We start from the raw sequence: 23,610 nt of genomic DNA on the forward strand, positions 1-23,610 counted from the left end.
TGTCTGCGTCTGGCAAAACCCACACTGTTTGAATCGCGCTTTTTAGACGGCTCATTCAATTGACAGGCATTAAGCGCGCAGCGAAATTAGTTCGCACAATTACAGGAAGGGAGACAGCAGCATGGCGCACGCCATTACTCGAGGCCTGGCGTTGGCATTCGCCACGGCCCCATTGCTCATCGCATGCGGCGGCGGCAAAGCCGGCGATCCGGGCGCGGTCAACGCCCCGCAATGCTCGGGCGCGAGCTGTGGCGTGCAAGGTCCGCCGGCCTCGGGCACGTCGGCGTCGCTCTGTCCGGCAACCGCCGACATCGGCAACTCCACCTTCCTCGGTGGCGCAGGTAGTGGCGAAGTGGTCCAGTTGAACATCAACGCGACGGCCATGACGTACACGCTGAAATGGCTCGCGTCGCCGATTCCGTTGGCCACCGGCACGGTCTCGCCCACGCGCGCGGGCACGCAAATCGCCGGCGCGGTGATTCACCCGCCCACCGGCGCGCTGCCGACCGCCGAACAGATCCGCTGCGCGTTCATTCTCGGCGCGGGCACCGGCACCGCGTCGGACGGCACCACGTACACGACGCCCGACTTCGTCAACAACCCGAACCCGCCGATGATTCTGGTCGGCCAAGGCGTGGCTGGCGGCGGCATTCCCGGCGCGACGGTGCAATACGCGGGGATTTTGGGCATTGGCGCCGTGAACCTGCGGCACTTCGATTTCTATCCGTTCCTCGGTTTCGCCAGCACCACAACCGATATCACCAAGCTGCCCGGCACCTACAACGGCTTGCTGTATCACCTGTCGCCGACCGCGAACTATGAGACCGTCGCGACCAATTCCGTCGAAACCTTCGACGCCAGCGGCAACTGCACGTCGCCGAGTTCGAGCGGCTGCCTGTCGACCGGTAACGCGCTCACGCTCAACAGCAACGGCTACTTCGACAGCAGCAGCCCGCCGCAGATCGTGCCGAGCGGCGGTAGTCCGGCGCCGCTGCGCACCGGCAACTTCGGCACCGCGCACATGATCCTCGGTCAGGTCAACGGCGCCACGGTCCCGCTGGTGGTGCGCACCGGTTCGGTCAACACGAACACGCTGCAGATCGACGACGAATCCGGCATCGCCATGCTCGCCGCAGCCACCCCGCTCGCCTCGGGCGGTTTCGACGGCGGCTATGTCGGCGCGGATTCGAACTTCAAGTACACCGCGACGTTGATTCAGGGGGCGGTCGGCACGTTCATCAACCCGAGCACGTCGGGTGCGGAAAGCGGGTTCGGTCTCGGCTACGGGTTGCCGAGCCCTGGGCTGGTCGGCGTGCAGGACACCAACGGCAAAACCGGCTTCGCGATCGCCTCGGGCGGCTTGTACGCGATCGTGATTCAGGGTGCGGAGAACGGCGGCATCACGTCGACCTCGGCCAACGCGGACACGCCGAGCACGCCGTACTTCGGCATCGGTGCGCAGATCAGCAAGTAAGCATCAGCAGCGAAGCACGAGCCGTACGCAACACCACTAAAGCAAAAGGTGGCCGGACTGAGAGCCGGCCACACACAACGAGAAAATTCTGGAGGCGGTATGAATTGGAGATTCCTTTCGGTGCTCGCTCTTGCAGCACCGTTGCTCGGGGCATGCGGCGGCGGCGGGGGCGGCGATGGGCCGGTGACGGAAGTGCGTCTGTGTCCTTCATCGCTCGACTACACCACCACGTTTACGGGCGGCGGCGGTGACGGGGAACTGGTCAAGCTGCAGCTCGACACGACCAAGATGACGTGGCAGATCAATTACGTCGAGTCGCCGATTCCGGCGACCACCGGCACCGTCGTACCGACGCGCGCGGGTCAAACCGCCAGCGGCACGCTGACCCAGGAAACCCTGCTGCCGACCAACAAGCTCAATCAATGCGCGTTCCGCCTCAACGGCGCGAGTCTCGACCCGACTCGTCCAGCGCGGATTTTCGTCGGCGAAGGGGTGGCGGGCGGCACGATTCCCGGTGCGGAAATCTCGTTCGGCGGGATTCTGGGTGTCGGCGCGGTGCCGGATACCACCTTCCCGTACTACCCGTTCATCGGTTTTTCGTCGATTGAAACGAATCTCGCGAACGTGGCCGGCACGTATAACCAGCTCGGCTATCACCAGGTGCCGTCGCAGAGCTTCGCGCCGGTCGCCGTCGATTCCAGGATCACGATCAACGCGGACGGTACGTGGACGGAGTGCGACAACTCCGGTATCAACGCCGGCAAATGTCAGCAGCCCGGCGGCAACTTCGCGCCGGCCGCGGACGGCAGCGGCGCGTTCCAGACCAATAACTTCCTCGGTCAGGCAAAGCCGACGCTCGCGGCCACGCCGGAAGCACGCGGCTACATGATCGTCGGCAAGCTCCGCGGTCAACTCGTGCCGATCCTGGTGCGCACCGGCGCGGCGAACTCGTCGGTGACGGTGCCGCAAAACGGCGCGCTCGGGCCGTACGCGGACGACGAATCGGGCATCTCGATTCTGTCGCCGCAAACGTCGGTAACAGTGGGCTCGCAGAACGGCGAGTACATCGGTGTGGATAGCCAGTTCGACTATCGCACCACCGCGCTCACGGGCACCCAGGCCACGCTGCTCGATCCGTTCAACGCGTCGCAGGCATCGCTCGCGACGGCGCTGAATCTGGACTTCACGCAGGCCGTGCCGGGCGTGGTCACGACGACGCAAGTGGGCGCCAGTACCGGCACCACGCCGACCGGCAAGATGATCTTCACGGGTGGCGTGTTCGGCTACCTCGATCTGACCAACGCGGCCTCGCCGTACTTCACGATCGGCGCCTTCGTCCAGTAATGGACGTGACCCGCGCCGCCAACCCGCAACGAGGCGTTCGCGCCCCGGCTGCCGCGCCCGATCAGCGCGCGGCAGCCGGTGTCCACCGACTATCCAGCGCAACGGCCGGGCCGCCAACCCGCCGCCGCTCGACGCGCGCGATAGATGCAACGAGCGCCAGAGGAGAAACAACATGAAAAAAATCTGTCTCGCGATACTGACCGTTTGCCTGTCCGCCAGTGCCTATGCCCAACACGCGGGCGACAACGTCGCCGTGCTCGGCTGGTTTCACGTGATGCCGCAGGATTCGAGCACGCCGCTCACCACCAACGTCGCGCCAACGCCGATCAATACGCCGCTGCGTCTGCCGAGTTCGTTCACGTCGTCGGGCACGGGCTTGTCGACGGGGAGCGCCGATACGGTCGGCCTGGTGTTCAGCCATTACCTCACCGATCACATCGCCATCACGACGGTGGCGGGTGTGCCGCCGGTGTTCAAGATCTACGGCCACGGCACGATCAAGCCGCCGGGACCGGCGGGCGCGCTGGGTCAGCAGGATCTGGGCGACCCGCAGTCCAATCCGATCGTGAAAAGCGTGCGTCAGTGGAGCCCGGCGCTGCTGTTCCAGTACTACTTCAATGAACCGACGGCGAAGTTCCGGCCGTTCGTCGGTATCGGCGTGTCGTACAACTTCTTCTCGGATATTCAACTGAGCCCGAACTTCGTCACGTCGACGCAGAACAACCTCGGCGCCGTGCTGGCCGCGGGCGCCGGCAAGCCGGGCACGACGCAGGTGTCGGCGAAGGCGTCGTCGTCGTGGCAGCCGGTGTTCAATGCGGGTCTGGCGTACAACATCACCGATCACTGGGGTCTGGTGGCATCGGTCACGTACATTCCGCTGAAGACGACCTCGTCGGTCATCATCAAGGCGGCGGACGGCACCGAACTCGGCGTCTCCAAGGCGGACCTGAAAGCGGACCCGATCATTTCGTTCCTGGCGGTCTCGTACAAGTTCTGAGTCCGACGGCGCTCTGGCACGCGGCCAGATAAGTCCGCGAATCGCAAACGACAAAGCCGGCGGCCCTGCGAAGGGGCCAGCCGGCTTTGTCGTTTGTCATTTCTGAAGCGCCCGGGAAATTCGGGGCAAAAAAAAGCCCGCCTAGTTTGGCGGGCTGAATCCATATCAGAGGAGACATGGAGGAGACAAGACGAACTATAGCAAATGGTTTGGTGCGGCGCAACATTCTAATTAGGGATGACCCTCAGCGTTGTGCTCGTGCGACACCTTGCTGAGTCTGCGGAGGCGCCTGGCGGCTAGTGCCGCACCAGCGCCATCATCGCGCCGAAGCCGACGAACACGCCGCCCGTCAGTCGATTGAACATTTTTGCGACGCTGCGGCTCTTCAATTTCGCGCCGATCCGCGTGCCGAACCCCGCGTACACCAGATACCAGCTCACCTCGATCACGGCGAACGTGGCGACCAGCACGCCGAACTGCGGCAGCTTCGGCTGCGCGGCGTCGATGAATTGGGGCAGCAAGGCGGCGGCGAACAGAATGGCTTTCGGATTGCTGCCGGCCACCAGAAAGCCGTTGCGAAACAGCGCGAAGCGCGAGCGCGCTGGCTTCGCGGCGAGCGCGTCGGCCTGGTCGGCGGCGGCTTCGTCGGCCGGCGCACGCCATGCCTTGACGCCCAGATAGACGAGGTAAGCCGCGCCGATCAGGCGCAGCGCGTTGAACATGGCCGGCCACGCGGCCAGAACCACGCCGAGCCCCGCCGCGGACACCGCCAGCATCAATACCAGCGCCGACAGGCAACCCGCCATCGTCGCGCTGGAGCGGCGCAGACCGTGTTGAGCGCCATGCGTCATGACGAGCAGCATGTTCGGGCCGGGAATCGCGGATACGACGAAAACAGTGGCGACGAACAGCCACCAGGTATGCAGAGTCATGACAATCGCGGTGAATAAGGACGGGCGGCCATTATGCCCGCCCGCGCCAATACGCGACTTGACGCACGGGGTGGGGGCTTGTGCAGAGCGCGGCGCGCGGGACTCAAAGCGTTCGCTTCGCCTCTGCCCGTGCCGCTGTCTCTGCCCTGGCCCTTGCGGTTCGCCCCGCAGCCCTAGCGCTCCTAACGCCCAGCGCGCCGTGCAGCCACCTGCCCCAGCACCGCGAAATCCTTCTCGCCGTCGCCGTGCGCTACCGCTTCGAGCAAACTGTCGCGCACCACGCTCGCGATCGGCAGCGGCGTCGTTACCGCATCGGCGGCGGCCAGCGCGAGGCGGATATCCTTCAAGCCGAGACGCGCCTTGAACTGCGCCGGCTCGTATTGCTGCTCGGCGATCAGCTTGCCGTAGCCCGCGTAGACCGGCCCCGGGAACAGCCCGCTCGTGATGACGTCGAGGAAATCCTGCATGGCCAGCCCATGACCGGTCACCAGCGTGGCCGCTTCGCCGAGCGTCTCGACCGCCGCGCCCAACATGAAATTGGCGGCCAGTTTCATCACGTTCGCCTGCTGCGGCAGCGAACCGATGCGCCACGTCTTCTGGCCGATCGCGTCGAAAATCGGCTGCACCCGGTCGATCGACTCCGCCGGACCACCGGCAACGATCGTCAGCTTCGCCGCCGCCGCGACGTCCGGCCGACCCAGCACCGGCGCGGCAACGTAGTGAACCCCGCGCGACGCATGGGCCGTCGCCAGTTCTTCGGCCAGCGCCACCGAGATGGTCGCCATGTTCACGTGGATCAGCCCACGCGGTGCATGCTCCAGCAGCGAAGCGGTGATCACTTCACGCAGTGCGGCATCGTCGGCGAGCATCGAGAACACGGCATCGCCCGCAAACGCTTCGGCCGGCGTCGCGACGATGCGCGCCCCAGCGTCAGCGAGCGCTCGCGCCCGTTCCGGCGAGCGGTTCCACACCCGCACCTGATGCCCGGCTTTCAAAATGTTGGCAACCATCGCGGCGCCCATCTCGCCGAGACCGATAAAACCGATGTCCATCTGTCGCTCCGTCTTCTAAAGAACTGGCAGTAAAGCACACTCATGCGACACCCGCAGGGCAGCGCGCAACGGGAGGCGGTGCCATACTGCAGGAATGGTGACCGCGACTTTCCGCTTCTATGAGGAGCTGAACGATTTTCTCGCCCGGCCGCTGCGTCGGCGCGCGTTCAGCTACGCCTGCGCGCGCGGCGCCACCGCCAAACACATGATCGAAGTACTCGGCGTGCCGCATACCGAGGTCGAGCTGATTCTGGTGAACGGCGAATCGGTCGGTTTCAATCATCCTCTCGCGGACGGCGACCGCATCGCCGTCTATCCCAAGTTTGAAGCGCTCGACATCCAGCCGCTCCTGCGGGTGCGCGAACGGCCGCTGCGCGTGGTGCGATTCATCGCCGACGCGCATCTCGGCGGCCTGGCGCCGCTGCTGCGGCTTGCCGGCTTCGATACGCTGTACGACAACCACTACCCGGACGCCGATATCGAAGCGCTCGCCGCCGCGCAACAGCGCGTGGTGCTGACGCGCGACCGCGAGCTATTGAAACGCCGCAGCATCACGCATGGCTGCTACGTTCGCACGCTAAAACCGCGTGAGCAACTGCGCGAAGTGTTTGAACGGCTCGACCTGGCCGGCAGCGCGACGCCGTTCCGGCTATGCCTGATGTGCAACGCGCCGCTGCGGCGCATCGCCAAAGAAGAAGTGGGCAGCCGCGCGCCCGACGGTGTACTGCAACGGCATAACCAGTTCGTCACCTGCGACGTGTGTCTGCGAGTGTTCTGGGAAGGCACGCACTGGCAACGAATGCGCGCGCTGATGGACAGCATGGCCGCCGCGCCGGACCGATCCGGCTGAGTGCCGCGCAATCAGCACGATCCGCGCAAGCCGCCCCTCAACCCGCCGCTGAATCCCGCCGCTCGCTCGACGCCCGGCGCGATGCGTACAATGCGGGGTTTACTTATCTGCAGAGGCCTTCCAAATGGCGATGAAAAAAACCGACCTTGAAAAGAACAAGGCAAAGAAGCTGAACAACGCAATGAATCTGTCCACCGCCGATCGCTTCGGCAAATCCGCTGCGGCCGACCCGAAACTCGATCGCCGCGAACAGCGCAAGCTGGATCAGGCGCAAGGCCTTGTTGCGTTCGCGTGCAAGCTGAACGGCGAACTGGTCGAAGAGCTCAAGACGCGCGCGGCCACGCATCCCGACGGCATGAGCGGCCTGCTCGACGAAGTCATCAAGCGCGGCCTCGCGGGCTGAGTGCCGCGAACCGAGGCGCGCGCAAAGCGCGCCGTGAAATGCAAAAAGGCCAGAGCATAAGCTCTGGCCTTTTTGCTGGCGATGCCATTAACCGAACCACGATGCACTGACCGGCTGGCGGCGCAATGCGGCGACCCGACCTGGCTCGCCCAGCAAACTAAAGACAGCTTAGTTTGCCGTGCCCTTGTCGTTCGTGCCAGCTGCCGAAGCTGCTGCAGCGACCGGAGCGCGCTTGCCGTGCGTCTTCAGCTTCTTGACGTGATGCTTCTTCGGCGCGCTTGCTGCTGCAGCCGGTGCTGCTGCGTCCGATGCTTGTGCGAAAGCTTGAACGGAAACCAGCGCGATCGAAGCTGCTGCGAGCGAGACGATAACTTTTTTCATGTGTTGTTCCCCAAACCTGGACGACTGAGTCAATGTGAATGAAATAGCTGCACGGTGAAGCAGACAGGGCTTCAGGCGCCTTCCCGCTCCCCGCGGGAGAGTATTACCCAGTGTAGGCGGTTTGTCATGCCCAAAACTCGATATGTATTTTCCGGGAGACAGCTTGCTTTCGAGACGCTTTCACTCGTTAAGCATCCCATACCAGGGGGATTACTTAGTATCGGTTAAACGAGGTTGCGCAACAGGCTGGCGGTCTCCTGCAAGGTCGGCAAAACCCGATGCAGCGCGGCATTCGCCGATTCCTGGCCGATCGGCATGCTGACGCTGATCGCGGCAACCACCGAACCATGCCGGTCGCGCAACGGCACCGCGACACCGCGCACGCCGAGCTCGAGTTGCTGATCGGTGACGACATAGCCATTGCGGCGAATTTCACCAAGCACTTCGCGCAAGCGCTCGATCGTTGCGTAGGTGTGCGGCGTGAACACCTTGATCTGATAAGTGGCGAGCCATTGCTCGATGCTCTCCGGCGCCTGGAACGCCAGCAACACCAGCCCTGCGGACGACAACGGCGCCGCCACGCGCGAGCCGAGCACGAAGCCGACCGCCATCGCCCGGTTCACGCCGTTGCGCGCCACGTACACCACGTCGTGCTCGTCGAGGATCGCGACCAGCGCGGTTTCCTGCACGGTCGCGGTGATGCGCTGAAGAAACGGCTGCACGGTACGCGGCAAACGCGCCGAATCCAGATACGACTGGCCGAGCCGCAGCACGCGCGGCGCCAGCCAGAACAGCTTGCCGTCGGTGTCCACGTAGCCGAGTTCGCCCAGCGTCAGCAGATAGCGGCGCGCCGCCGTGCGCGACAAACCCGCGCGGCTGGCCACCATGGTCGGCGTCATGCGCGCGTGTTCTTCGTCGAATGCTTCGATGATCGCCAACGCTTTCGCCGCGCCGGCAATCCAGTCTTTCTCGTCCATTGAACTTGCCTGAAAAACAGCCGGCCTGCCGGTTGGTCGTGTGATCGGTCGCACGACCGTTGCGCGATTATCGCGCGAGTCGGCGCCGGAATCGGTCGCGGCATCGGCGTCGAGAGGAGTATGGGAGTCGGTCGCGACGCGAACGATCTCCGAATTGATAGGCCACTGTGTCATTTGAAATCCCAACGCATTTGTTCAACGATGCCCACACCGCGCGACGTCCGCACACACTCGCTGACATAGTCGGTGAACGGCAGGGGTTCGAATCCGATTTCGTCACGCAGACGCCGGTTGTCGAACGCATAGTCCAGCTCCGCGAAGCCCGCATATAAACGCAGCGCGTGCTCGATCAGCCGGCCGCTGCCGCTGCGGTCGCGGCCCACCACTTCGCGCGCGATCTTGCCGAAGTCGCGCACACGGCACATCGAATAACGGCGGCCCGAGGTACCGGTGGCTTCATCCATCGCGCTGATAATCTGGCCGACGGTCGGCGCCTCCGTGCCCGCCGACACGTGATACGTGTCGAACGCCAGCGTCGGCTTCACCGCCAGCAGCGCAATGGCGCGCGCGCAGTCGTCGGCGGCGACCACGTCGAGGCGGTTCATCGCGCGGGCGGTGAAGCGCCGCGCGCCGTGCACCACGCGAAATACCCAGAACAGACTCGCCGACGGCAGCGTGCCGAGCACCGTATGACCGACCACGATCGACGGCCGCACCACCACCAGCGGCAGGCGCGGATAGGTGGTGCGCAACAACCGTTCGACTTCACGCTTGCTGCGCGTGTACGGCACGATGTGGTTCGTTTCGCCATAGCCGAACGGCGACTCCTGCACGTTTGCGCCGCATTGCGTGCCGCACGCCATCGCCGTACTCACGTGCAGAAAACGCCGCAACATCCTGCTGCCGGCAAAGCGCGACACAAAGCGCAAGGTGTCGCGCACGTTGGTGTCGAGCACTTGCGGGTTGGTCGAAAACGACGCCAGCGCAGCGCAATTAATCACGTGCGAGACCTTCGCAAGACGCGCCAGATCGATCTCCGAAAACGCGCCGCCGAGTTCGCCGACCATCACGTTGACCTCGGTGATACGGTGCGCACGGTTGTGCGACAGACCGCAGCGCACCGCCGACGCTCGCAGCCGCGCGAGCGCATCGGCCACGCTCACGCCGCGCACGAGGCACACCAGCCGATTGGCGAGGCCGGCGTTGATCAGGGTCACCAGCAGATTGCCGCCGATAAACCCGGTCGCGCCGGTGAGCAGCAAACTGTCGACGCCCAGCGCCTCGCCGCGCACCGGTGAAACAAGACTGTCCTGCCACGCGCTGGACAGCGGGGTTTGCCATGCAAACATCGCAAGCTCCTTGATGAGACGTCGGATCGGCGAGCCGAGGGTCCGGCCAACCTGTCGACAGACGGAATCAGTAGCGGTAGCTGATCGCCGTGATCGCGAAGTAGTTGTTCTTCGACTGCACGATCGGGCTGTTCGCCGACGCACCCAGCAGACGCGTCACGCCACCTTCGGTATGCACCGACCAGCGCGGCGAAAACATGTAGGTCCAGCCGAGCGACACCTTCGCGCTGTCGAAACCGCCCTTCACCGAATACGGCCGGAAGCCGCTCGCGAGCGATTGCGCGTCGGTGACGCCGAAGAAGGTCTGCGTGTAGCGGCCGCTGCCTGCATGCAGCGAGCCGCTGACATTGATGATGTTGTCGGCCGTTTGCAGCACCGGCACCACCACGTCGAAGTGGCCGCTGGTGCCGTGGCTCGTGTGGGTGAGCGGCTGATCGAGCGTGACGCTGACGGTCGACTCGCCGAACACGTGCGCGCCGACGGTGAACGACATCATCACGGAGCCGGGAATCCGTCCCATGCCCCGGAGGTAATCGGAGCCCGGCAGGTCGGCGCGATTGCGATCGGTCCGGCCGAAGTCGTAGGTGAGTGCCGCCGACGCGTACATCCCGTTGGCGAAGTCGTGCTTGTAGCCGAGCCCTTCGAGCGGGCTTAGAAAGATGCCGTTGCTGAACTCCGCGGCAATCAGCGGCGCGACGAACGGACGGTAATCACGGCTGCCCTGATAGCGCGGTCCAACGCCGCCCGCCAGAGAAAACGTATAAAAGTTCTCGGCGTAGGTCAGTGACGAGCAGGTCAGGCCAAAGAGCGGAATACACAGAGTCAGCAGGCGTTTGCGCACGGTCAGATCTTTTTATTGGGACGGAGACCGCAGTCTAGGGATGCCGCCCCGCCCCGTCTGTCCTGAAGTTGGGGGAATGTGTGCGCAATTGTGTTCAAGTGTTCGAGAGTGTTCGCGGCGTATCCCGCTCAGGCAGGCACGGATAGAATCAGCGCCTGCTAGTGGAGACCTCTATGAACGACGCCCCCCTCAAGACCAGCGTGCTGCTGATCGAGGACGACGATCGGCTCGCGCAGTTGATCGGGGAATATCTGAACGGCTACGAATTCAACGTGACGATCGTGCGGCGAGGCGATACGGCGGTGGCCGCCGTGCATGAACACAAGCCGGCGCTGGTGATCCTCGATCTGATGCTGCCCAATCTGGACGGCATGGAAGTCTGCCGGCGGATTCGCAGCTTTTCGCGTGTGCCGGTGCTGATCCTGACGGCGCGCGTCGATGTGTACGACCAGATCGCCGGTCTGGAAACGGGCGCCGACGACTACGTCCTCAAACCGATCGAACCTCGCGTGCTGGTCGCGCGAGCACGTGCCCTGCTGCGGCGCGCGCAGCCCGCGGAAGGCGCGGCGCCGTCTACTCAGGACGACACGCTGAGCTTCGGCGAACTGGTGATCTCGCCGCCCGATCGCGCGGTGAACTGGCGCGGTCAGCCGGTCGAACTGAAAACCGCCGAATACAACCTGTTGCTAATCCTCGCGCGCGCCGCCGGCACCGTGCTGAGTCGCGACGACATTCTCAAGCAACTGCGCGGGATCGAATTCGACGGTATCGATCGCACGGTCGATGCCGGCATCTCGCGGCTGCGCCGGCGTTTCGAAGACGCGTCGCCCGAACCGCACAAGATCAAGACGATCTGGGGACGCGGCTATCTGTTCAGCCCATCAGCGTGGGAGGAATAAATGCTGCGCTCACTCGTGCGCCTTTATCTGGTGGTGCTGATCGGCGGCGCCATTGCGATCGTGCTCATCAATCAATCGTTCGGGAAGCTGTTCCATGGCCGCGTGACGGAGATCGAGCGCGCCGCGGACAGCGCCTACGCGTTCGTACTCGGCGATTACCTGCAACGACACGCGGGCGCTGAGCGGGCGCAAGCCCTGGCCGAACTGCAAAAGCACGGCCGCAACGGCTTCACGCTACTGAGCCTCGCCGACGTCAGACCCCTGCTGTCCGAGCACAGTTGGAGTGAATTGCGCGAAGGCAAGCTGGTGCTGAACGACGACGCGACGAGTTACTACTTGCCGCTTCCGGACGGCGTCGTCCTGTATGCGCAGCGCAATGAAGTGTCGAATCTCGACATCCAGGCGCTCGCCTATGGCTTGTTCGCGCTCGCTATCCTGCTGTCGGTGATTTTGTGGGTTCACTATCACTGGCGCGATCTGCGCAAGCTCGAAGCCGCGGCGCGCGCGTTCGGTTCCGGCCATCTGTCGACGCGCGCGCAGTTGTCGCGTAAGTCGAACATCTACGAGTTGTCGCAGCAATTCAACGAAATGGCGCGGCAGATCGAAGCGTCGATCCTGCATCAGCGCGACATGATGCACGGCATCTCGCACGAGCTGAAGACGCCGCTCGCGCGGCTCGAATTCGGCCTCGCGTTGCTGCAATCGCCGGAGTCGCCGGATCGGCAGCGCGAACGTCAGATGGCGCTGCGGCAAGACGTGCGTGAACTCGACGAACTCGTCACCGAACTGCTGACCTTGAGCCGGTTGGAGCAAGGCGAAGATCATCTGGTGCTGATGCGGGTGTCGGTGGATGAGCTGCTCGATAGCGTGGCCGCGAGCATGGCCGACGACGTGGCGGATCGGTCGCTGGTGTTGTCGGTGTCGACGGCGGGGGTGATTCAGGGCAAGCCCACGTATCATGTCTGCGATCCGAAACTGGTCGCGCGCGCACTGCTGAATCTGATCCGCAACAGCACACGCTACGCACGGCAGGCCATCTCGCTGCGCGCTGAAATCGGCGTGGCCGGCGCACTGGTGCTGACCGTCGACGACGATGGCCCCGGCATTCCGCTCGCCGATCGCGAGCGCGTATTCGAACCGTTCCATCGGCTCGACTCGAGCCGCGACCGGCATACCGGCGGTTTCGGTCTCGGCCTCGCGATCGTGCGACGCGTCGCGCTGGTTCACGGCGGCGATGTGCGGCTGGAGTCGGCGGCGTCGGGTGGAGCGCGCTTCGTGATGACGCTGCCCGCGTTGCCGCTGCCGGTTCCGGTGAAAGACGCTGCGTCGTAAAGGACAATGCGGGACACTGCCGCACACCGCGCGGCGCGTTCCGCAGATCAGCTTCGGCCGCGTTGCTGCCGCATCAATTTTTCGAAAGACCCGCTTTGAAAACTGACACCCGCCAACACCTACGCGCCAATCTGCTGATGCTGGTCGCCGCGATGATCTGGGGCTCCGCGTTCGTCGCGCAACGCCTGAGTCTCGACGCGATCGGCCCGTTCCTGTTCACCGGTCTGCGGTTCCTGCTCGGCGCGATGGTGGTGCTGACCTTGATCGTTTGCATACGACGCCCCGCGCTGGCCGAATTGACGAAGCGCGGCCCCGGCGGCTCTCGCGAACTGCTCGGCGCCGGGATGCTGCTCGGCCTCGTGGTGGCCGCGTCGATCTCGTTGCAGCAGATCGGTCTGCAATACACGAAGATCGCCAACGCGGGGTTCATCAGCTCGCTCTATGTGGTGATCGTGCCGCTGCTGGGTGTGCTGTTCCGTCATCGCACAGGCGTCGGCACCTGGCTCGGCGCGACGCTCGCGGCCATCGGCATGTATTTTCTGAGCGTCGACGAGCATTTTTCGATGCTGTACGGCGACTGGTATCAACTCGGCGGAGCGCTCGTGATTTCCGTACAGATGATGCTGGTCGGCCGGTTCGCGCTACGGCACGACACCTTGATGCTGGCGCTCGTGCAGTTCGTAACGTGCGGGATTGCATGTCTCGCGGTTGGCCTTGTCGTCGAGCCGGTCAGTCTCGCGGTGATCGCGCGCGCCGCGCCGACGATCCTGTACGGCGGGGCGTTGTCGGTGGGCGTCGCGTACACGATTCAAGTGGTCGCGGCAAAGCATGCGGCGCCGTCGCATGCCGCAGTGATCTTCAGTATGGAAGGCGTGTTCGCCGCGCTGGCCGGCTGGCTGGTGCTCGGCGAAACGCTGTCGACGCGCGCGCTATTCGGATGCGCGCTGATGCTGGCGGGGTTGATCGTGTGTCAGGTGATGCCGGTTTGGGGACGCGGGCGGGAACACTTGCCTCGCGCGTCTTCCTGATGGCGTAGCACGTTCGGCGGTTGGCCCGCTTCGTCGTGGCCGTGACACCGCTGCGCTTTTCAGCCGTCTTGTGCCGCCAGATTTGCAGTCAAGCCGCTCGCGGATGCGCAAACAGACTGGGCGTATCCGCCGTCGGCGGAAACACACACCAGCAGCCGTCATCGTGACGAAAGAAAAATAGCCCGCGCGAGTTCGAGACCGCGTCGAGCGACGTCTCCACGCGCACATAGCGCCGGCCGCCCAGGCGCGTGCGGCTGAATTCGGTCACGTGAACCGATTCCGTCGACGCCGGCGCCAGCCATTTTTCCACCAGAAAACGCAGCGATCGTTCGCTCGCGGTTCTCATGATCCACTCCGGATCGGCTTGTCGTGATGGGCGTCGCGTATGGCTTCGGCGTTGTCGTCGGTATTGTCGGTGTCGTCGCGATCCGCGCTGTCCGCGTCGTGTTCCGCGGCGGCAAGGGCAATGGCCCGGTTGGTAGCTGCCGCCCGCAGCGTGGTGCAATGGGTGGCATGTCGGATATCCGAGAGAAGATGGACAAGCTGTCGTGCTGTTCTGCGTTTCATTACACACCCCCGCACTGCACCAATAACTTCAGAAACTACTTTAACTCTATGCCTGGATCGGCGTTGCCGAAATGATTTCGACGAAATAGCAACAGTTGCGCTTGCAAAAACAGACACGCAATCTTCGTACCGTCCAGCTTCAGAGTGCGCGTGCGGTGCGTGACGGTATGTACGCTGGCGAGCGCTAGGGAGGGATGAAAAGCGTGCTGCCCAGAGGATGAAAATTGGGCCGCCCATCAGAGTTATCCACAATTGCCTATGAATAACTTCGGGATAGGCCATGGAACAGCCTGTGTGCGGATTCTTGATAAGACGGCACGGCAGCCAAGCCCCATCAAAGTTATCCCAGCTTTGTAGTTTTTCTACAGACGTGTTCCGCAGGGTTTGAGAGTTTGCATGACCTTGATGTGACAGAACATTTGGGAGTTATCCACAGAAGGGGTTAACCCTTGTTAACTATTACTACATATGTATACGAAAGAAGTAAAAGACATAGGATAAGTACCGCATCGCGATGAGATTGAAGGCTGAACAACGCTTGATCAGCCTTCGGCTCGATGAGTGTTACGGTTTTAATGCATGAATGCCGTTACGTTTACCGACGCACATCGACTCCGGTAAACACCTCACCTCACCTCACGGCGCGAGGCTCGCTCCGCTCGCCGGCTGCGCCGCGGCGGCCTTGTCAAGGGCATCGAGCAGGTCGGGAACCGGAACCGGCGTCGGCGTCGTGACTTCAACCGGCATCGGCAATAGCCGTGTTTCGATGCGGTTACTTACCACCGGCTGCGTACGCACGACCGTCTGCAGATAATGATCGACCAGACCGAAGAACCGATCGTAAAACTTGCCCGACGGAATGGTCTCGCTTGAAATCTTGACCATCGCGTCGCTGTTCGAGCGGATCGGCAACGACAGCGAGCCCAACACGCTCAACCCGACGCTTGCCGAGGTGTCGCTTTTCTTCAGCGCAAAACCGTTCTGCACGGCGTTGACGTAAACGATGCTTGTATCGCTCGCCTCTTCCCCCGGCGTACAGACCACATGAAACTCAACGACGATGTGGGTATCGCCCGTCGGCTGAAAATTCTTCGTGCCGTCGACGGTATCGGTGCGCGTCATCGTCGTCAGATAGCCCTGGCTCAACAACGCGCGACGCGCGGCTTCGCAGGTATCAGTGGTGCTCGAATTGAAATTGCGTGCGTACGGACTGGCGCCGGTTTCGAATAATTCCTGCTGGAATTTCGGCTGCGGCGTGGTGTTGCAGGCGGCAAGGGTCAGCAGACCGAGCAGCGCTGTGGCGGTGGTTCTGGAAAACAAGGTCAGCATGGTCGTTCGGAAGGGTGGCGCTGCGCGAGCGCGAATGGGAAAGCATTGTAGAGCGGTTGCCTGACGTGCGTAAAAAGCACGCAGCACACGGTCGATGTCGGCTCGTTTGACGCTAGAAGATCACTCGCCGAGGCGGGTAGCCATCAAGCAAGGAAGAAGAGAAAGAGAGATCGGCGCGTGACGCCAAGGGTACTGAGGGCCGCGAGAAAGCGGCCGGAAGGAATTTTCAGTTCGACGTTGCGGCCGGGCCGCTGCCGCCCATCGCACTGACGGCCGGCACGGTAAACGCATTGACCCAATTGTCCGACGTCGCGCAGCGATCCGCTTCGCACATGCCGCCCTGCGCGCCCGGATGCGGAGCGGCATCTTGCGGCGGAGCGACCGCGGCGAAGTCTTCCACGCGCAAGCTCACCTTCTGCGCGTAGGCTTTCGAGCCGCCGTAACTCTTCAGCGCCGCGTTCAGGTCGCCGTTCGCGGAGCGCATGTAGCCGTACAGAATCGCCGAACCCACTTCGATGTTCGCGGTCGGCTCGGTGAGATCCTTCACGTTTCGCAGCAAGCCGCGATGCGCGCCCGGCACGACCTGCATCAGCCCGGTTGCGCCGTTGGCGCCCTTGGCTTTTTCCTTGAAGCGGGATTCGATCGAGATGATCGCCAGCAGCAAGGCCGGCGGGAGGGAATATTTCGACGCGGCGGACTGCACCGCGTCGGAAATCTTTTGAGCTTTTTCCGTTGCCAGACCGAATTTCCGAGTCAGATACGCGGACATGCGATCGCTGTTTTCGTCAGCCGTTGCGGTCTGCACCAGGCCGAGCGAAAGCACGATCAGGCAAAGTAATCGGCTCATAACGGTGGACGGAAGAGAAAAAGGATTCGCGCATTATAGCTCTGCCCCCAAATGAGGCACCCAAACGGCGAAATTCGTCTTAAGAATGATCGGCGTCGGGGTGGTTGGCGCGGTTCATTTCACGCGTTTGGGTGTCGGTACGTAACCGTCGTTCAGCGTGGTGAGGAACGCGGCGACGTCGTCGATATCGCGTTCCGACCAGACCGGGCGTTCGCCGGCTTTGCGGGTCAATGGTTCGTCCGTCGTATCGACGTTGATGCGCAGCGCGACCGGCAGATCGTTGAATTTATCGACCTTGCCATGCGCGTCTTTGGGATACCACTTCGCCGGATTGGTGTCGCGCTGCACGTAAAAGCGCAGTGCGTCTTTCAGCGTGTGAAAGCGGCCGTTGTGGAAAAACACCTGGCGCGTCGCCGTGTTTCGCAGCGACACCGACTTGAAGAGCCCGCAGTTGCTTCTGTCGCTAGCCTGATCGGTGCGCAGCGGCCCGCATAAGCCCATGTCGAAGTACTTCGGATCTGCATTCGCGCGCAGCTCGGGATTACGCGGCACGCCTAACGCCTGGAAATTGAAGTCCGTGAACAACGGATGCGAGCCGTCGACACCCACCTGGTCGATATGGCAGGAGGCGCAATTGCCCCCCGTCGGACTGTCGAACAGCTTTTTGCCTCTTAATTCTTGTGCCGTTAGTTGCAATTTACCGTCCAGGTAGTCATCGAACTTGCTGGTATACGGATGAAAACTCGGGTCTTCGAGTTCGAAGCGCTCGATCGCATACATTGCCTGCGTAAACGTCTTGGTGCGATCCGCGAAAATGTTCTGACCGAACACTTCCTTGAATCGCGTCGCGTAGGGCGTCTGTTCCAGCTTCGCAAGCACTGCGGCCGGATCCTTGTTGGCCATTTCGTCCGGATTGAACAGCGGGAAGCTCGCCTGATCGTGCAGATGGTTGAAGCGTCCATCCCAACCGAAACCACCCACCGGCGCGTTGTCCGTTTCGCTTAGCCGCTCGGACAGGCTGGCCGCCTGCGCGTGACTCCAGATCGGCGTGCGGTTCAGCACGTAGCGCAGGCTCGGTACGGCGCGCGTACCTTGCGAGCGCATGTCGGGGCCTCCCAACTGCGCGGCGAGGCCGTTAGGCGGCCCGTACGCGTGCGACGGGCTATGACAACTCGCGCACGACATCTTGCCCGAGGCCGATAACGACGCATCGAAGAACATCAGCTTGCCGAGCGCGGCGGCGTCGCTGTAGACGGGCTTCGCATTGGCCGAAGCCGGCTGCGGCGCTGACGTTGCCGACGCGTTGCTTGTAACGGCCGCCGACGCTGCCGCCACTGCCGCGCAAGGCGGCAGCGCGGCACCCATCAACCCGGCCAACGCCGCCCATCGCGCGGCAGCGCGCACCGTGAATCGCATGACAGAAAACTGCATCGTGTCGCTTACAGGTTCGTGAAGATATCGCTGCCGAAGCCGACGAGACCCGCCTGCCCTGCGTAACCGAGATAGCCCAACTGGAAGATGTCTTCAATGCTCTTGAGCATCGAATAGTGGTTGTACTGCACCGTCGACACCGTGCCCGGCTTGATGAACTTCGAGATCATGACCGCGCCGGTCTGGTCGCCGCCGAAGCTCTGCTTGGTCAGGTTGATCGTCAAGCCCTTGTACGTCAGCGACGACGTCTGCGGGAACGGCGCCAGATTCGGCCCGGGTTGCTGGCTGCAGCAGGTCGCGCCGGAGAAGATCAGGTCCTCGCTCGACGCGGTCTGCGTCACGGTGGCGTAACTGCTCTCGTCGAAGTTGATGATCAGCAGGCCGTCCTGCTGGAACGCCGGCGACGCCGTGATAATCGGCACCCACTTCTGCAGGAACGTGTTGGCGCTCGTCAGGCCGCCCGGCTGGCCGTTCACGCACGGCGAGTCGTGACCGTCGTCGCACAGACTCGGCGTGATCAGGTTGAAGTTGGCGGTGGTCGAGATGGATTGCAGATCGGTCGTGAGCTTGTTCAGATTCACGACGTTCTGCCCGCAGTCCGACGAATCGATGATCGAGTGGAAGTACATGAACGGGTTGTGGCGCGTCGCGTACTGATCGCCCAACGGCACCGCCGCGCTCGGCGCTTCGGCCGTCTGCGTCAGGTCGGTCGTGTTGAGCGTCGGGTGGCCGCAGGTGGCGGCTTCGCGCGTCGGGTCGTTGCCCATGTCGCCTTCATAGCCCTTCCACGTGAAGCCCGCCGCCTTCAACTGGTCCGGCAGCGTCTTGATACTCGCCGGGTACACGCAGCCCGAGCCGATCGCCTGGCCGTCCGGCGTCATGCCGGTGAGCTTGTAGTCTTCGTAGGTGACGCAATCGTTGTCCGTGTCCGGCGTCGGTGCCTGACCGCTGATCATCGAGATGTAGTTGTCGAGACTCACGTGGCCGGTGCCGTAGTACTGCTGCACCATCGCGCCTTGCGAGGCGAGCGTTTGCGCCAGATACGGCGCCTTGCTGTTCGCGCCGAAGGTGGTCGCGTAGTTTTCGTTTTCGAGCGTGATGACGAACACGTGCTTGATCTGCTGCTGTCCGGCCGCTTTGATCGACGACGACGATGAACCGCACGCCGCGACGATCACCCCGATCAAGGCCGCGCAAACGACCATGAATAAAGCACGCAAGCTGCTGCGTTGTGACATGTTTTTTGCCCCTGAGTAGTGCCGTTTTGGTGGGGGCAAACTCTAGGCAGCGCGGATGACTGTGGCGTGACGATTGCCGTATTTTCGTCATATATAGGACATATAACGCGACGTATGGGCATGCTTGAAACGCACGCGCCCAGCGTGTTCATTGAACATAACGACGATGCAGCGCCGCGACGACTTCGGCGATCTTCTCGCGCAATTCCAGCGGCGCCAGCACTTCCGCCTCGCTGCCGAAACGCAGGAATTCCGCGCACGCCTGTCTCGTCGAACCGACGGGCAAGGTCACGGTGCGCCAGCCATCCACAGGATCGGGCTCGCCGATTGTCGCGGCCGCACGCGCGAACGGCGACGTGAACGCCTCGAGCATCTGCACGCCCCATGGCGAAAGACGCAAGGTGGCTTCATTCGCGTACAGCTCCTCGGACAAACGGCGCGTGCTGTCCTGCCAGTAGGTGGCGAGATCGAACGTGAGCGGCCTCTCGAACGTCTCGTCCAGCAGACTCAGTTCGAGAATGCGCGCGATCCGGTAGATGCGAACGTCCGCATCGACGCGTCCGACCACATACCACGCGCCGCTTTTTAGCACGACACCGAGCGGCTCGATCCGCCGGAATTTTTCGGCCTTCCAGCTTTGATAGCGAATCTGCAACGGACGCTGCTCCCACACCGCGCGCGCGATCAACGGCAAGTGTGCGGGCTGATCCGCGTCGGAGAACCAGGCTGGCGCGTCGAGATGAAAGCGCGAACGCATGCGCTCGGCGGTGGAGCGCAGCTCGACCGGCAGCGCGGCGAGCAGCTTGGTTTGCGCGCCGGCCATCACGGCGCCCAGACCGAGCGCTTGCACCGGCCCGGGCAAACCTGACAGAAACAGCGACTCCGCTTCCTGCGACGAGAGCCCGTTCAGGCGCGTGCGATAACCGTCGAGCAGGCGATAACCGCCTTCCGCGCCGCGCTCGCTATGAACCGGCACGCCGGCGGCGCTCAACGCGTCGATGTCGCGATAGATGGTGCGCAGCGAGACCGCGCATTCGTCGGCGAGCGACTGCGCGGTGACACGGCCGCGTGCCTGCAGCGTCATCAGGATGGAAAGAAGGCGGCTGGCTCTCATTCGCTCAAGTGTAGTCATACCTGACAGAAACTGACAGGTATGGCGGCATAGGATGAAGGCAGTCCGGCGCTCGCTGTGCCCCGTTCTTGCCGGTTTTCCTATATGACGTCCTCCTGGAGGCTTCCCACCATGACTAACGATCGCACGATCACCCTGTTCCATTCACCGCAATGCCGCTCCGTCAGCGCGCTCACGCTGCTCGAAGAGCTCGGCGCGCCGTATCAACTGAAGGTGCTGAACATGAAGGCCGGCGAGCAGCGCAAGGCCCCGTATCTGGCCATCAATCCGCTCGGCAAGGTGCCGGCGATTCTTCACGGCGACGCGTTGGTCACCGAGCAGGTGGCCATCTTCATCTATCTTGCGGATCTGTTTCCGGCGGCGGGCCTCGCCCCGGCGCTCGACGATCCGCGCCGCGGTCCGTATCTGCGCTGGCTCGTCTATTACGCGGCGTGCTACGAACCGGCGCTGGTCGACAAGGCAATGAAGCGTGAACCGGCGCCGCTCGCCACGTCGCCCTATGGCGATTTCGATTCGATGATCGGCACGCTGGCGAGTCAGTTGCAAACATCGCCTTATTTGCTAGGGGACACGCTGTCGGCGGCGGACATTCTGTGGGGCATCGCGTTGCACTGGGGAATGATGTTCAAGCTGGTGCCGGAAACGCCGGTTTTGCTGGCATACGTCGAGCGCATTTGCTCGCGGCCGAGTTTCGTCGGAGTGAATGAGCGGGATGTCGCGCTGGCGGCCGAACATGCGGCGGCGGTGAGCGGCGCTTGATAAAGTGGGTGGCGAACACGCATGCCGGACGGCCGACCAAGTCCGCTGGGATTTGAGACAATGAAGGCCGCCGGTGAATGTCTTGCCGGGACAACCGGGCGCAGTTGGGCCTTCCGCGCAGATGCCGCCCCCTTGAACAAGAGATGTTTTCAGGTATGAGCAAGACCGCCTTTATTCCCAGCGTGCCCGCGAAGTCGGAAGACGAGTTCGATGTATCGGCGACGTCCAAACTAGCCGGCTACCGGCGTTTCTTCGGCGTGTTGAAAGTGGTTCGAACCACCGACGGCCGCGTGCTGTTTCCGTTCGACGGCGCGCCGGAACTGGGCCCGTATGCGACCAAGCTGGAAGCGGTCGCGGCGGCGCAGGTTTATGGCGAGCATATCGTGGCCAGCGATCTGGCGCGGCCGGAGCTTTGATCGCTGCCGACAGCTAAACCGTCAGCAATCGTTGCAAACAAAAGGGCGCTGAAAACCGCTTCAGCGCCCTTTGACAAACTTTTCTATTACTTCTACTCACGCCGCGTAGCGCGACATTGGCGATTGCCGAGGTCCGTGAGAAAAACTCTCTACACGGACGCCCGCCCCGCCCTCACTCCACCGTCACCGACTTCGCCAGATTCCGCGGCTTGTCCACATCGGTGCCCCGCGCACACGCCGTGTGATACGCCAGCAACTGCAACGGCACCACATGCAGGATCGGCGACAACAAACCGTAGTGTTCCGGCATCCGGATCACATGCAGGCCTTCGTCGTTGACGATCTTCGTATCCGCATCGGCGAACACATACAGCTGACCGCCGCGCGCGCGCACTTCCTGAATATTCGACTTCAGCTTTTCCAGCAGCGCGTCATTCGGCGCCACCGTCACCACTGGCATCGCCTCGGTCACGAGCGCCAACGGCCCATGCTTCAACTCGCCGGCCGGATACGCCTCAGCGTGAATGTACGAAATTTCCTTGAGCTTCAGCGCGCCCTCGAGTGCGATCGGGTAATGCAGACCACGCCCGAGGAACAACGCATGTTCCTTCCGCGAAAACTCTTCCGACCACGCGATGATCTGCGGCTCCAGCGCCAGCACGCTATTCAGCGCGGCCGGCAGGTGACGCAACTGCTTCAGGTATTCGGCTTCCTGCGCTTCGCTCACGCGCCCGCGTAACTTTGCCAGCGTCGCGGCGAGCACGAACAACGCGACCAGTTGCGTCGTGAATGCCTTGGTCGACGCCACACCGATCTCGCGGCCGGCATGCGTGAGGAACGACAGTTCGGTCTGACGCACCATCGCGCTCGTGCCGACGTTGCAGATGGCCAGCGTGTGCTTATGTCCCAGCGACTGCGCATGCTTCAGCGCCGCGAGCGTGTCCGCCGTTTCACCGGACTGCGAGATCACCACCACCAGCGCCTTCGGATTCGGCACCGACTCCCGGTAGCGATACTCGCTGGCAATTTCCACCTGGGTCGGAATCTTCGCGATCGATTCAAGCCAGTACTTCGCCGTCAGCCCCGAGTAGTAGCTCGTGCCACAAGCGAGAATCAGCAGGCTGTCGATGTCCGCGAACACCTTGTCCGCGCCTTCGCCGAACAGCGACGCGTCGAACGAATCCGCTTGCGGGATCGTGTCGGAGATCGCGCGCGGCTGCTCGAAAATTTCCTTCTGCATGAAGTGACGGTAGGGCCCAAGTTCGACCGCGCCGCCGTATGCCGCCACCTGACGCACGTCGCGCTGCGTCTCGTTGCCGTCGCGATCAGCGATACGCACGCCTTCGAGCGACAGTTCGCACACGTCGCCTTCTTCGAGGAAGATGAAGCGTTCGGTGCTGCCCGCGAGCGCAAGCGCATCCGACGCGAGGAAGTTCTCACCGTTGCCGAGCCCGACCACCAGCGGCGAACCCTGACGCGCGCCGACCACCGTATGCGGCTGGTCCTTGTGCAGAACCGCGATCGCATATGCGCCGTGCAACTGCGCAACCGCTTCGCGCACCGCGGCGAACAGATCGCCGCGATACAGGCTGTGAACCAGGTGAGCGATAACCTCGGTGTCGGTCTGCGAGACGAACGTGTAACCCTTGCCGCGCAGCATCTCCCGCAGCGACTCGTAGTTTTCGATGATGCCGTTGTGTACCAACGCGAGCGCGTCTTTCGAGAAGATCGGGTGCGCGTTGTCCGTGACCGGCGCGCCGTGCGTGGCCCAGCGCGTATGCGCGATACCGGTGATGCCTTCCAGATGGCTCTCGCGAACCTGATCGTCGAGATCGGCGACGCGCGCCACACTGCGAGCGCGACGCGGACCGTCGGCGCCGAGCACGGCCACGCCGCACGAGTCGTAGCCGCGATACTCGAGGCGACGCAGTCCTTCGATCAGGACGGGAACGATGTTACGTTGCGCAACCGCGCCAACAATGCCACACATGGCTTATTCCTTTTCAGTGCTGGATTGCAAGGAGCGCGCTCA

At 63.0% G+C, this 23,610-nt stretch carries 24 protein-coding genes; 11 read left to right on the plus strand and 13 right to left on the minus strand.

Annotated features, from left to right (window positions below):
• The first annotated feature begins 121 nt into the window (after positions 1-121).
• The 3 genes from HWY05_RS15495 (at position 122) to HWY05_RS15505 (ending at position 3,815) form a co-directional block, all read left to right on the plus strand.
• Entirely contained in the window at positions 122-1,474 is a 1,353-nt protein-coding gene (locus HWY05_RS15495; RefSeq protein ID WP_035554674.1) for a DUF2957 domain-containing protein, read from the plus strand.
• A gap of 99 nt (positions 1,475-1,573) precedes the next feature.
• On the plus strand, positions 1,574-2,818 hold the full coding sequence (locus tag HWY05_RS15500; RefSeq protein ID WP_176058881.1) for a DUF2957 domain-containing protein: 1,245 nt from the start codon (positions 1,574-1,576) through the stop codon (positions 2,816-2,818).
• A 172-nt stretch (positions 2,819-2,990) separates the two neighbouring features.
• Positions 2,991-3,815: an OmpW family outer membrane protein gene (locus tag HWY05_RS15505; protein WP_035554670.1), complete on the plus strand. Its 825-nt coding sequence runs from the start codon at positions 2,991-2,993 to the stop codon at positions 3,813-3,815.
• Positions 3,816-4,111: 296 nt separating this feature from the next.
• On the opposite strand, the gene HWY05_RS15510 is transcribed toward HWY05_RS15505, so the two are convergent.
• The gene (locus HWY05_RS15510) at positions 4,112-4,747 is read right to left on the minus strand and encodes a LysE family translocator (protein ID WP_176058882.1); all 636 of its coding nucleotides are present in this window, start codon (positions 4,745-4,747) and stop codon (positions 4,112-4,114) included.
• A 182-nt stretch (positions 4,748-4,929) separates the two neighbouring features.
• Complete coding sequence (locus HWY05_RS15515; protein ID WP_035554666.1) at positions 4,930-5,799, minus strand: NAD(P)-dependent oxidoreductase; 870 nt, start codon at positions 5,797-5,799, stop codon at positions 4,930-4,932.
• A gap of 94 nt (positions 5,800-5,893) precedes the next feature.
• Between HWY05_RS15515 and HWY05_RS15520 the strand changes: the two genes are divergently transcribed.
• Together HWY05_RS15520 and HWY05_RS15525 are read left to right on the plus strand one after the other, a co-directional pair.
• Positions 5,894-6,649: a Mut7-C RNAse domain-containing protein gene (locus HWY05_RS15520; protein ID WP_176058883.1), complete on the plus strand. Its 756-nt coding sequence runs from the start codon at positions 5,894-5,896 to the stop codon at positions 6,647-6,649.
• 124 nt (positions 6,650-6,773) lie between these two features.
• On the plus strand, positions 6,774-7,052 hold the full coding sequence (locus HWY05_RS15525) for a hypothetical protein (protein ID WP_035554662.1): 279 nt from the start codon (positions 6,774-6,776) through the stop codon (positions 7,050-7,052).
• Between the two features lie 168 nt (positions 7,053-7,220).
• Here the strand turns inward: HWY05_RS15525 and HWY05_RS15530 are convergent, their stop codons facing one another.
• The 4 genes from HWY05_RS15530 to HWY05_RS15545 form a co-directional block, all read right to left on the minus strand.
• Positions 7,221-7,433 (minus strand): hypothetical protein, encoded by a 213-nt coding sequence (locus HWY05_RS15530; RefSeq protein WP_035554660.1) that lies wholly within the window; start codon positions 7,431-7,433, stop codon positions 7,221-7,223.
• Between the two features lie 224 nt (positions 7,434-7,657).
• Positions 7,658-8,410 carry an IclR family transcriptional regulator C-terminal domain-containing protein gene (locus HWY05_RS15535; protein WP_035554658.1) on the minus strand — a complete coding sequence of 251 codons (753 nt, stop codon included), beginning with the start codon at positions 8,408-8,410 and terminating at the stop codon, positions 7,658-7,660.
• Positions 8,411-8,580: 170 nt separating this feature from the next.
• Positions 8,581-9,759 carry an SDR family oxidoreductase gene (locus HWY05_RS15540; RefSeq protein WP_035554656.1) on the minus strand — a complete coding sequence of 393 codons (1,179 nt, stop codon included), beginning with the start codon at positions 9,757-9,759 and terminating at the stop codon, positions 8,581-8,583.
• 67 nt (positions 9,760-9,826) lie between these two features.
• Positions 9,827-10,600: a MipA/OmpV family protein gene (locus HWY05_RS15545; RefSeq protein ID WP_231584994.1), complete on the minus strand. Its 774-nt coding sequence runs from the start codon at positions 10,598-10,600 to the stop codon at positions 9,827-9,829.
• A 173-nt stretch (positions 10,601-10,773) separates the two neighbouring features.
• On the opposite strand from HWY05_RS15545, the gene HWY05_RS15550 reads away from it, so the two are divergent.
• The 3 genes from HWY05_RS15550 (at position 10,774) to HWY05_RS15560 (ending at position 13,859) form a co-directional block, all read left to right on the plus strand.
• Positions 10,774-11,499, plus strand: a complete 726-nt coding sequence (locus HWY05_RS15550; protein ID WP_176058884.1) for a response regulator — start codon at positions 10,774-10,776, stop codon at positions 11,497-11,499.
• A complete protein-coding gene (locus tag HWY05_RS15555; protein ID WP_176058885.1) occupies positions 11,500-12,831 on the plus strand; it encodes an ATP-binding protein in 1,332 nt (443 codons plus the stop codon).
• A gap of 95 nt (positions 12,832-12,926) precedes the next feature.
• Positions 12,927-13,859: a DMT family transporter gene (locus tag HWY05_RS15560; RefSeq protein WP_176058886.1), complete on the plus strand. Its 933-nt coding sequence runs from the start codon at positions 12,927-12,929 to the stop codon at positions 13,857-13,859.
• 88 nt (positions 13,860-13,947) lie between these two features.
• On the opposite strand, the gene HWY05_RS15565 is transcribed toward HWY05_RS15560, so the two are convergent.
• Entirely contained in the window at positions 13,948-14,205 is a 258-nt protein-coding gene (locus HWY05_RS15565; protein WP_035554649.1) for a hypothetical protein, read from the minus strand.
• A gap of 23 nt (positions 14,206-14,228) precedes the next feature.
• On the opposite strand from HWY05_RS15565, the gene HWY05_RS15570 reads away from it, so the two are divergent.
• Positions 14,229-14,501: a hypothetical protein gene (locus HWY05_RS15570; RefSeq protein WP_176058887.1), complete on the plus strand. Its 273-nt coding sequence runs from the start codon at positions 14,229-14,231 to the stop codon at positions 14,499-14,501.
• A 561-nt stretch (positions 14,502-15,062) separates the two neighbouring features.
• On the opposite strand, the gene HWY05_RS15575 is transcribed toward HWY05_RS15570, so the two are convergent.
• The 5 genes from HWY05_RS15575 to HWY05_RS15595 all read right to left on the minus strand — a co-directional run bounded on the left by HWY05_RS15575 (position 15,063) and on the right by HWY05_RS15595 (position 20,385).
• Positions 15,063-15,755, minus strand: coding sequence for a DUF2242 domain-containing protein (locus HWY05_RS15575; protein ID WP_176058888.1), 693 nt, complete (start codon positions 15,753-15,755; stop codon positions 15,063-15,065).
• A 226-nt stretch (positions 15,756-15,981) separates the two neighbouring features.
• On the minus strand, positions 15,982-16,602 hold the full coding sequence (locus HWY05_RS15580; protein ID WP_035554643.1) for a transglycosylase SLT domain-containing protein: 621 nt from the start codon (positions 16,600-16,602) through the stop codon (positions 15,982-15,984).
• A gap of 114 nt (positions 16,603-16,716) precedes the next feature.
• Entirely contained in the window at positions 16,717-18,018 is a 1,302-nt protein-coding gene (locus HWY05_RS15585; RefSeq protein ID WP_176058889.1) for a cytochrome c peroxidase, read from the minus strand.
• 23 nt (positions 18,019-18,041) lie between these two features.
• A complete protein-coding gene (locus HWY05_RS15590; RefSeq protein WP_035554641.1) occupies positions 18,042-19,271 on the minus strand; it encodes an alkaline phosphatase family protein in 1,230 nt (409 codons plus the stop codon).
• 148 nt (positions 19,272-19,419) lie between these two features.
• Positions 19,420-20,385, minus strand: a complete 966-nt coding sequence (locus HWY05_RS15595) for a YafY family protein (RefSeq protein WP_176058890.1) — start codon at positions 20,383-20,385, stop codon at positions 19,420-19,422.
• Between the two features lie 129 nt (positions 20,386-20,514).
• On the opposite strand from HWY05_RS15595, the gene HWY05_RS15600 reads away from it, so the two are divergent.
• Together HWY05_RS15600 and HWY05_RS15605 are read left to right on the plus strand one after the other, a co-directional pair.
• The gene (locus HWY05_RS15600; protein WP_176058891.1) at positions 20,515-21,162 is read left to right on the plus strand and encodes a glutathione S-transferase family protein; all 648 of its coding nucleotides are present in this window, start codon (positions 20,515-20,517) and stop codon (positions 21,160-21,162) included.
• A 155-nt stretch (positions 21,163-21,317) separates the two neighbouring features.
• A complete protein-coding gene (locus tag HWY05_RS15605) occupies positions 21,318-21,578 on the plus strand; it encodes a DUF6723 family protein (RefSeq protein ID WP_035562604.1) in 261 nt (86 codons plus the stop codon).
• Between the two features lie 172 nt (positions 21,579-21,750).
• On the opposite strand, the gene glmS is transcribed toward HWY05_RS15605, so the two are convergent.
• A complete protein-coding gene (gene glmS, locus HWY05_RS15610) occupies positions 21,751-23,568 on the minus strand; it encodes a glutamine--fructose-6-phosphate transaminase (isomerizing) (RefSeq protein WP_176058892.1) in 1,818 nt (605 codons plus the stop codon).
• Between the last annotated feature and the right edge of the window lie 42 nt (positions 23,569-23,610).

Source organism: Paraburkholderia sp. BCC1876, assembly GCF_902833695.1.
Taxonomy (GTDB): Bacteria; Pseudomonadota; Gammaproteobacteria; order Burkholderiales; family Burkholderiaceae; genus Paraburkholderia.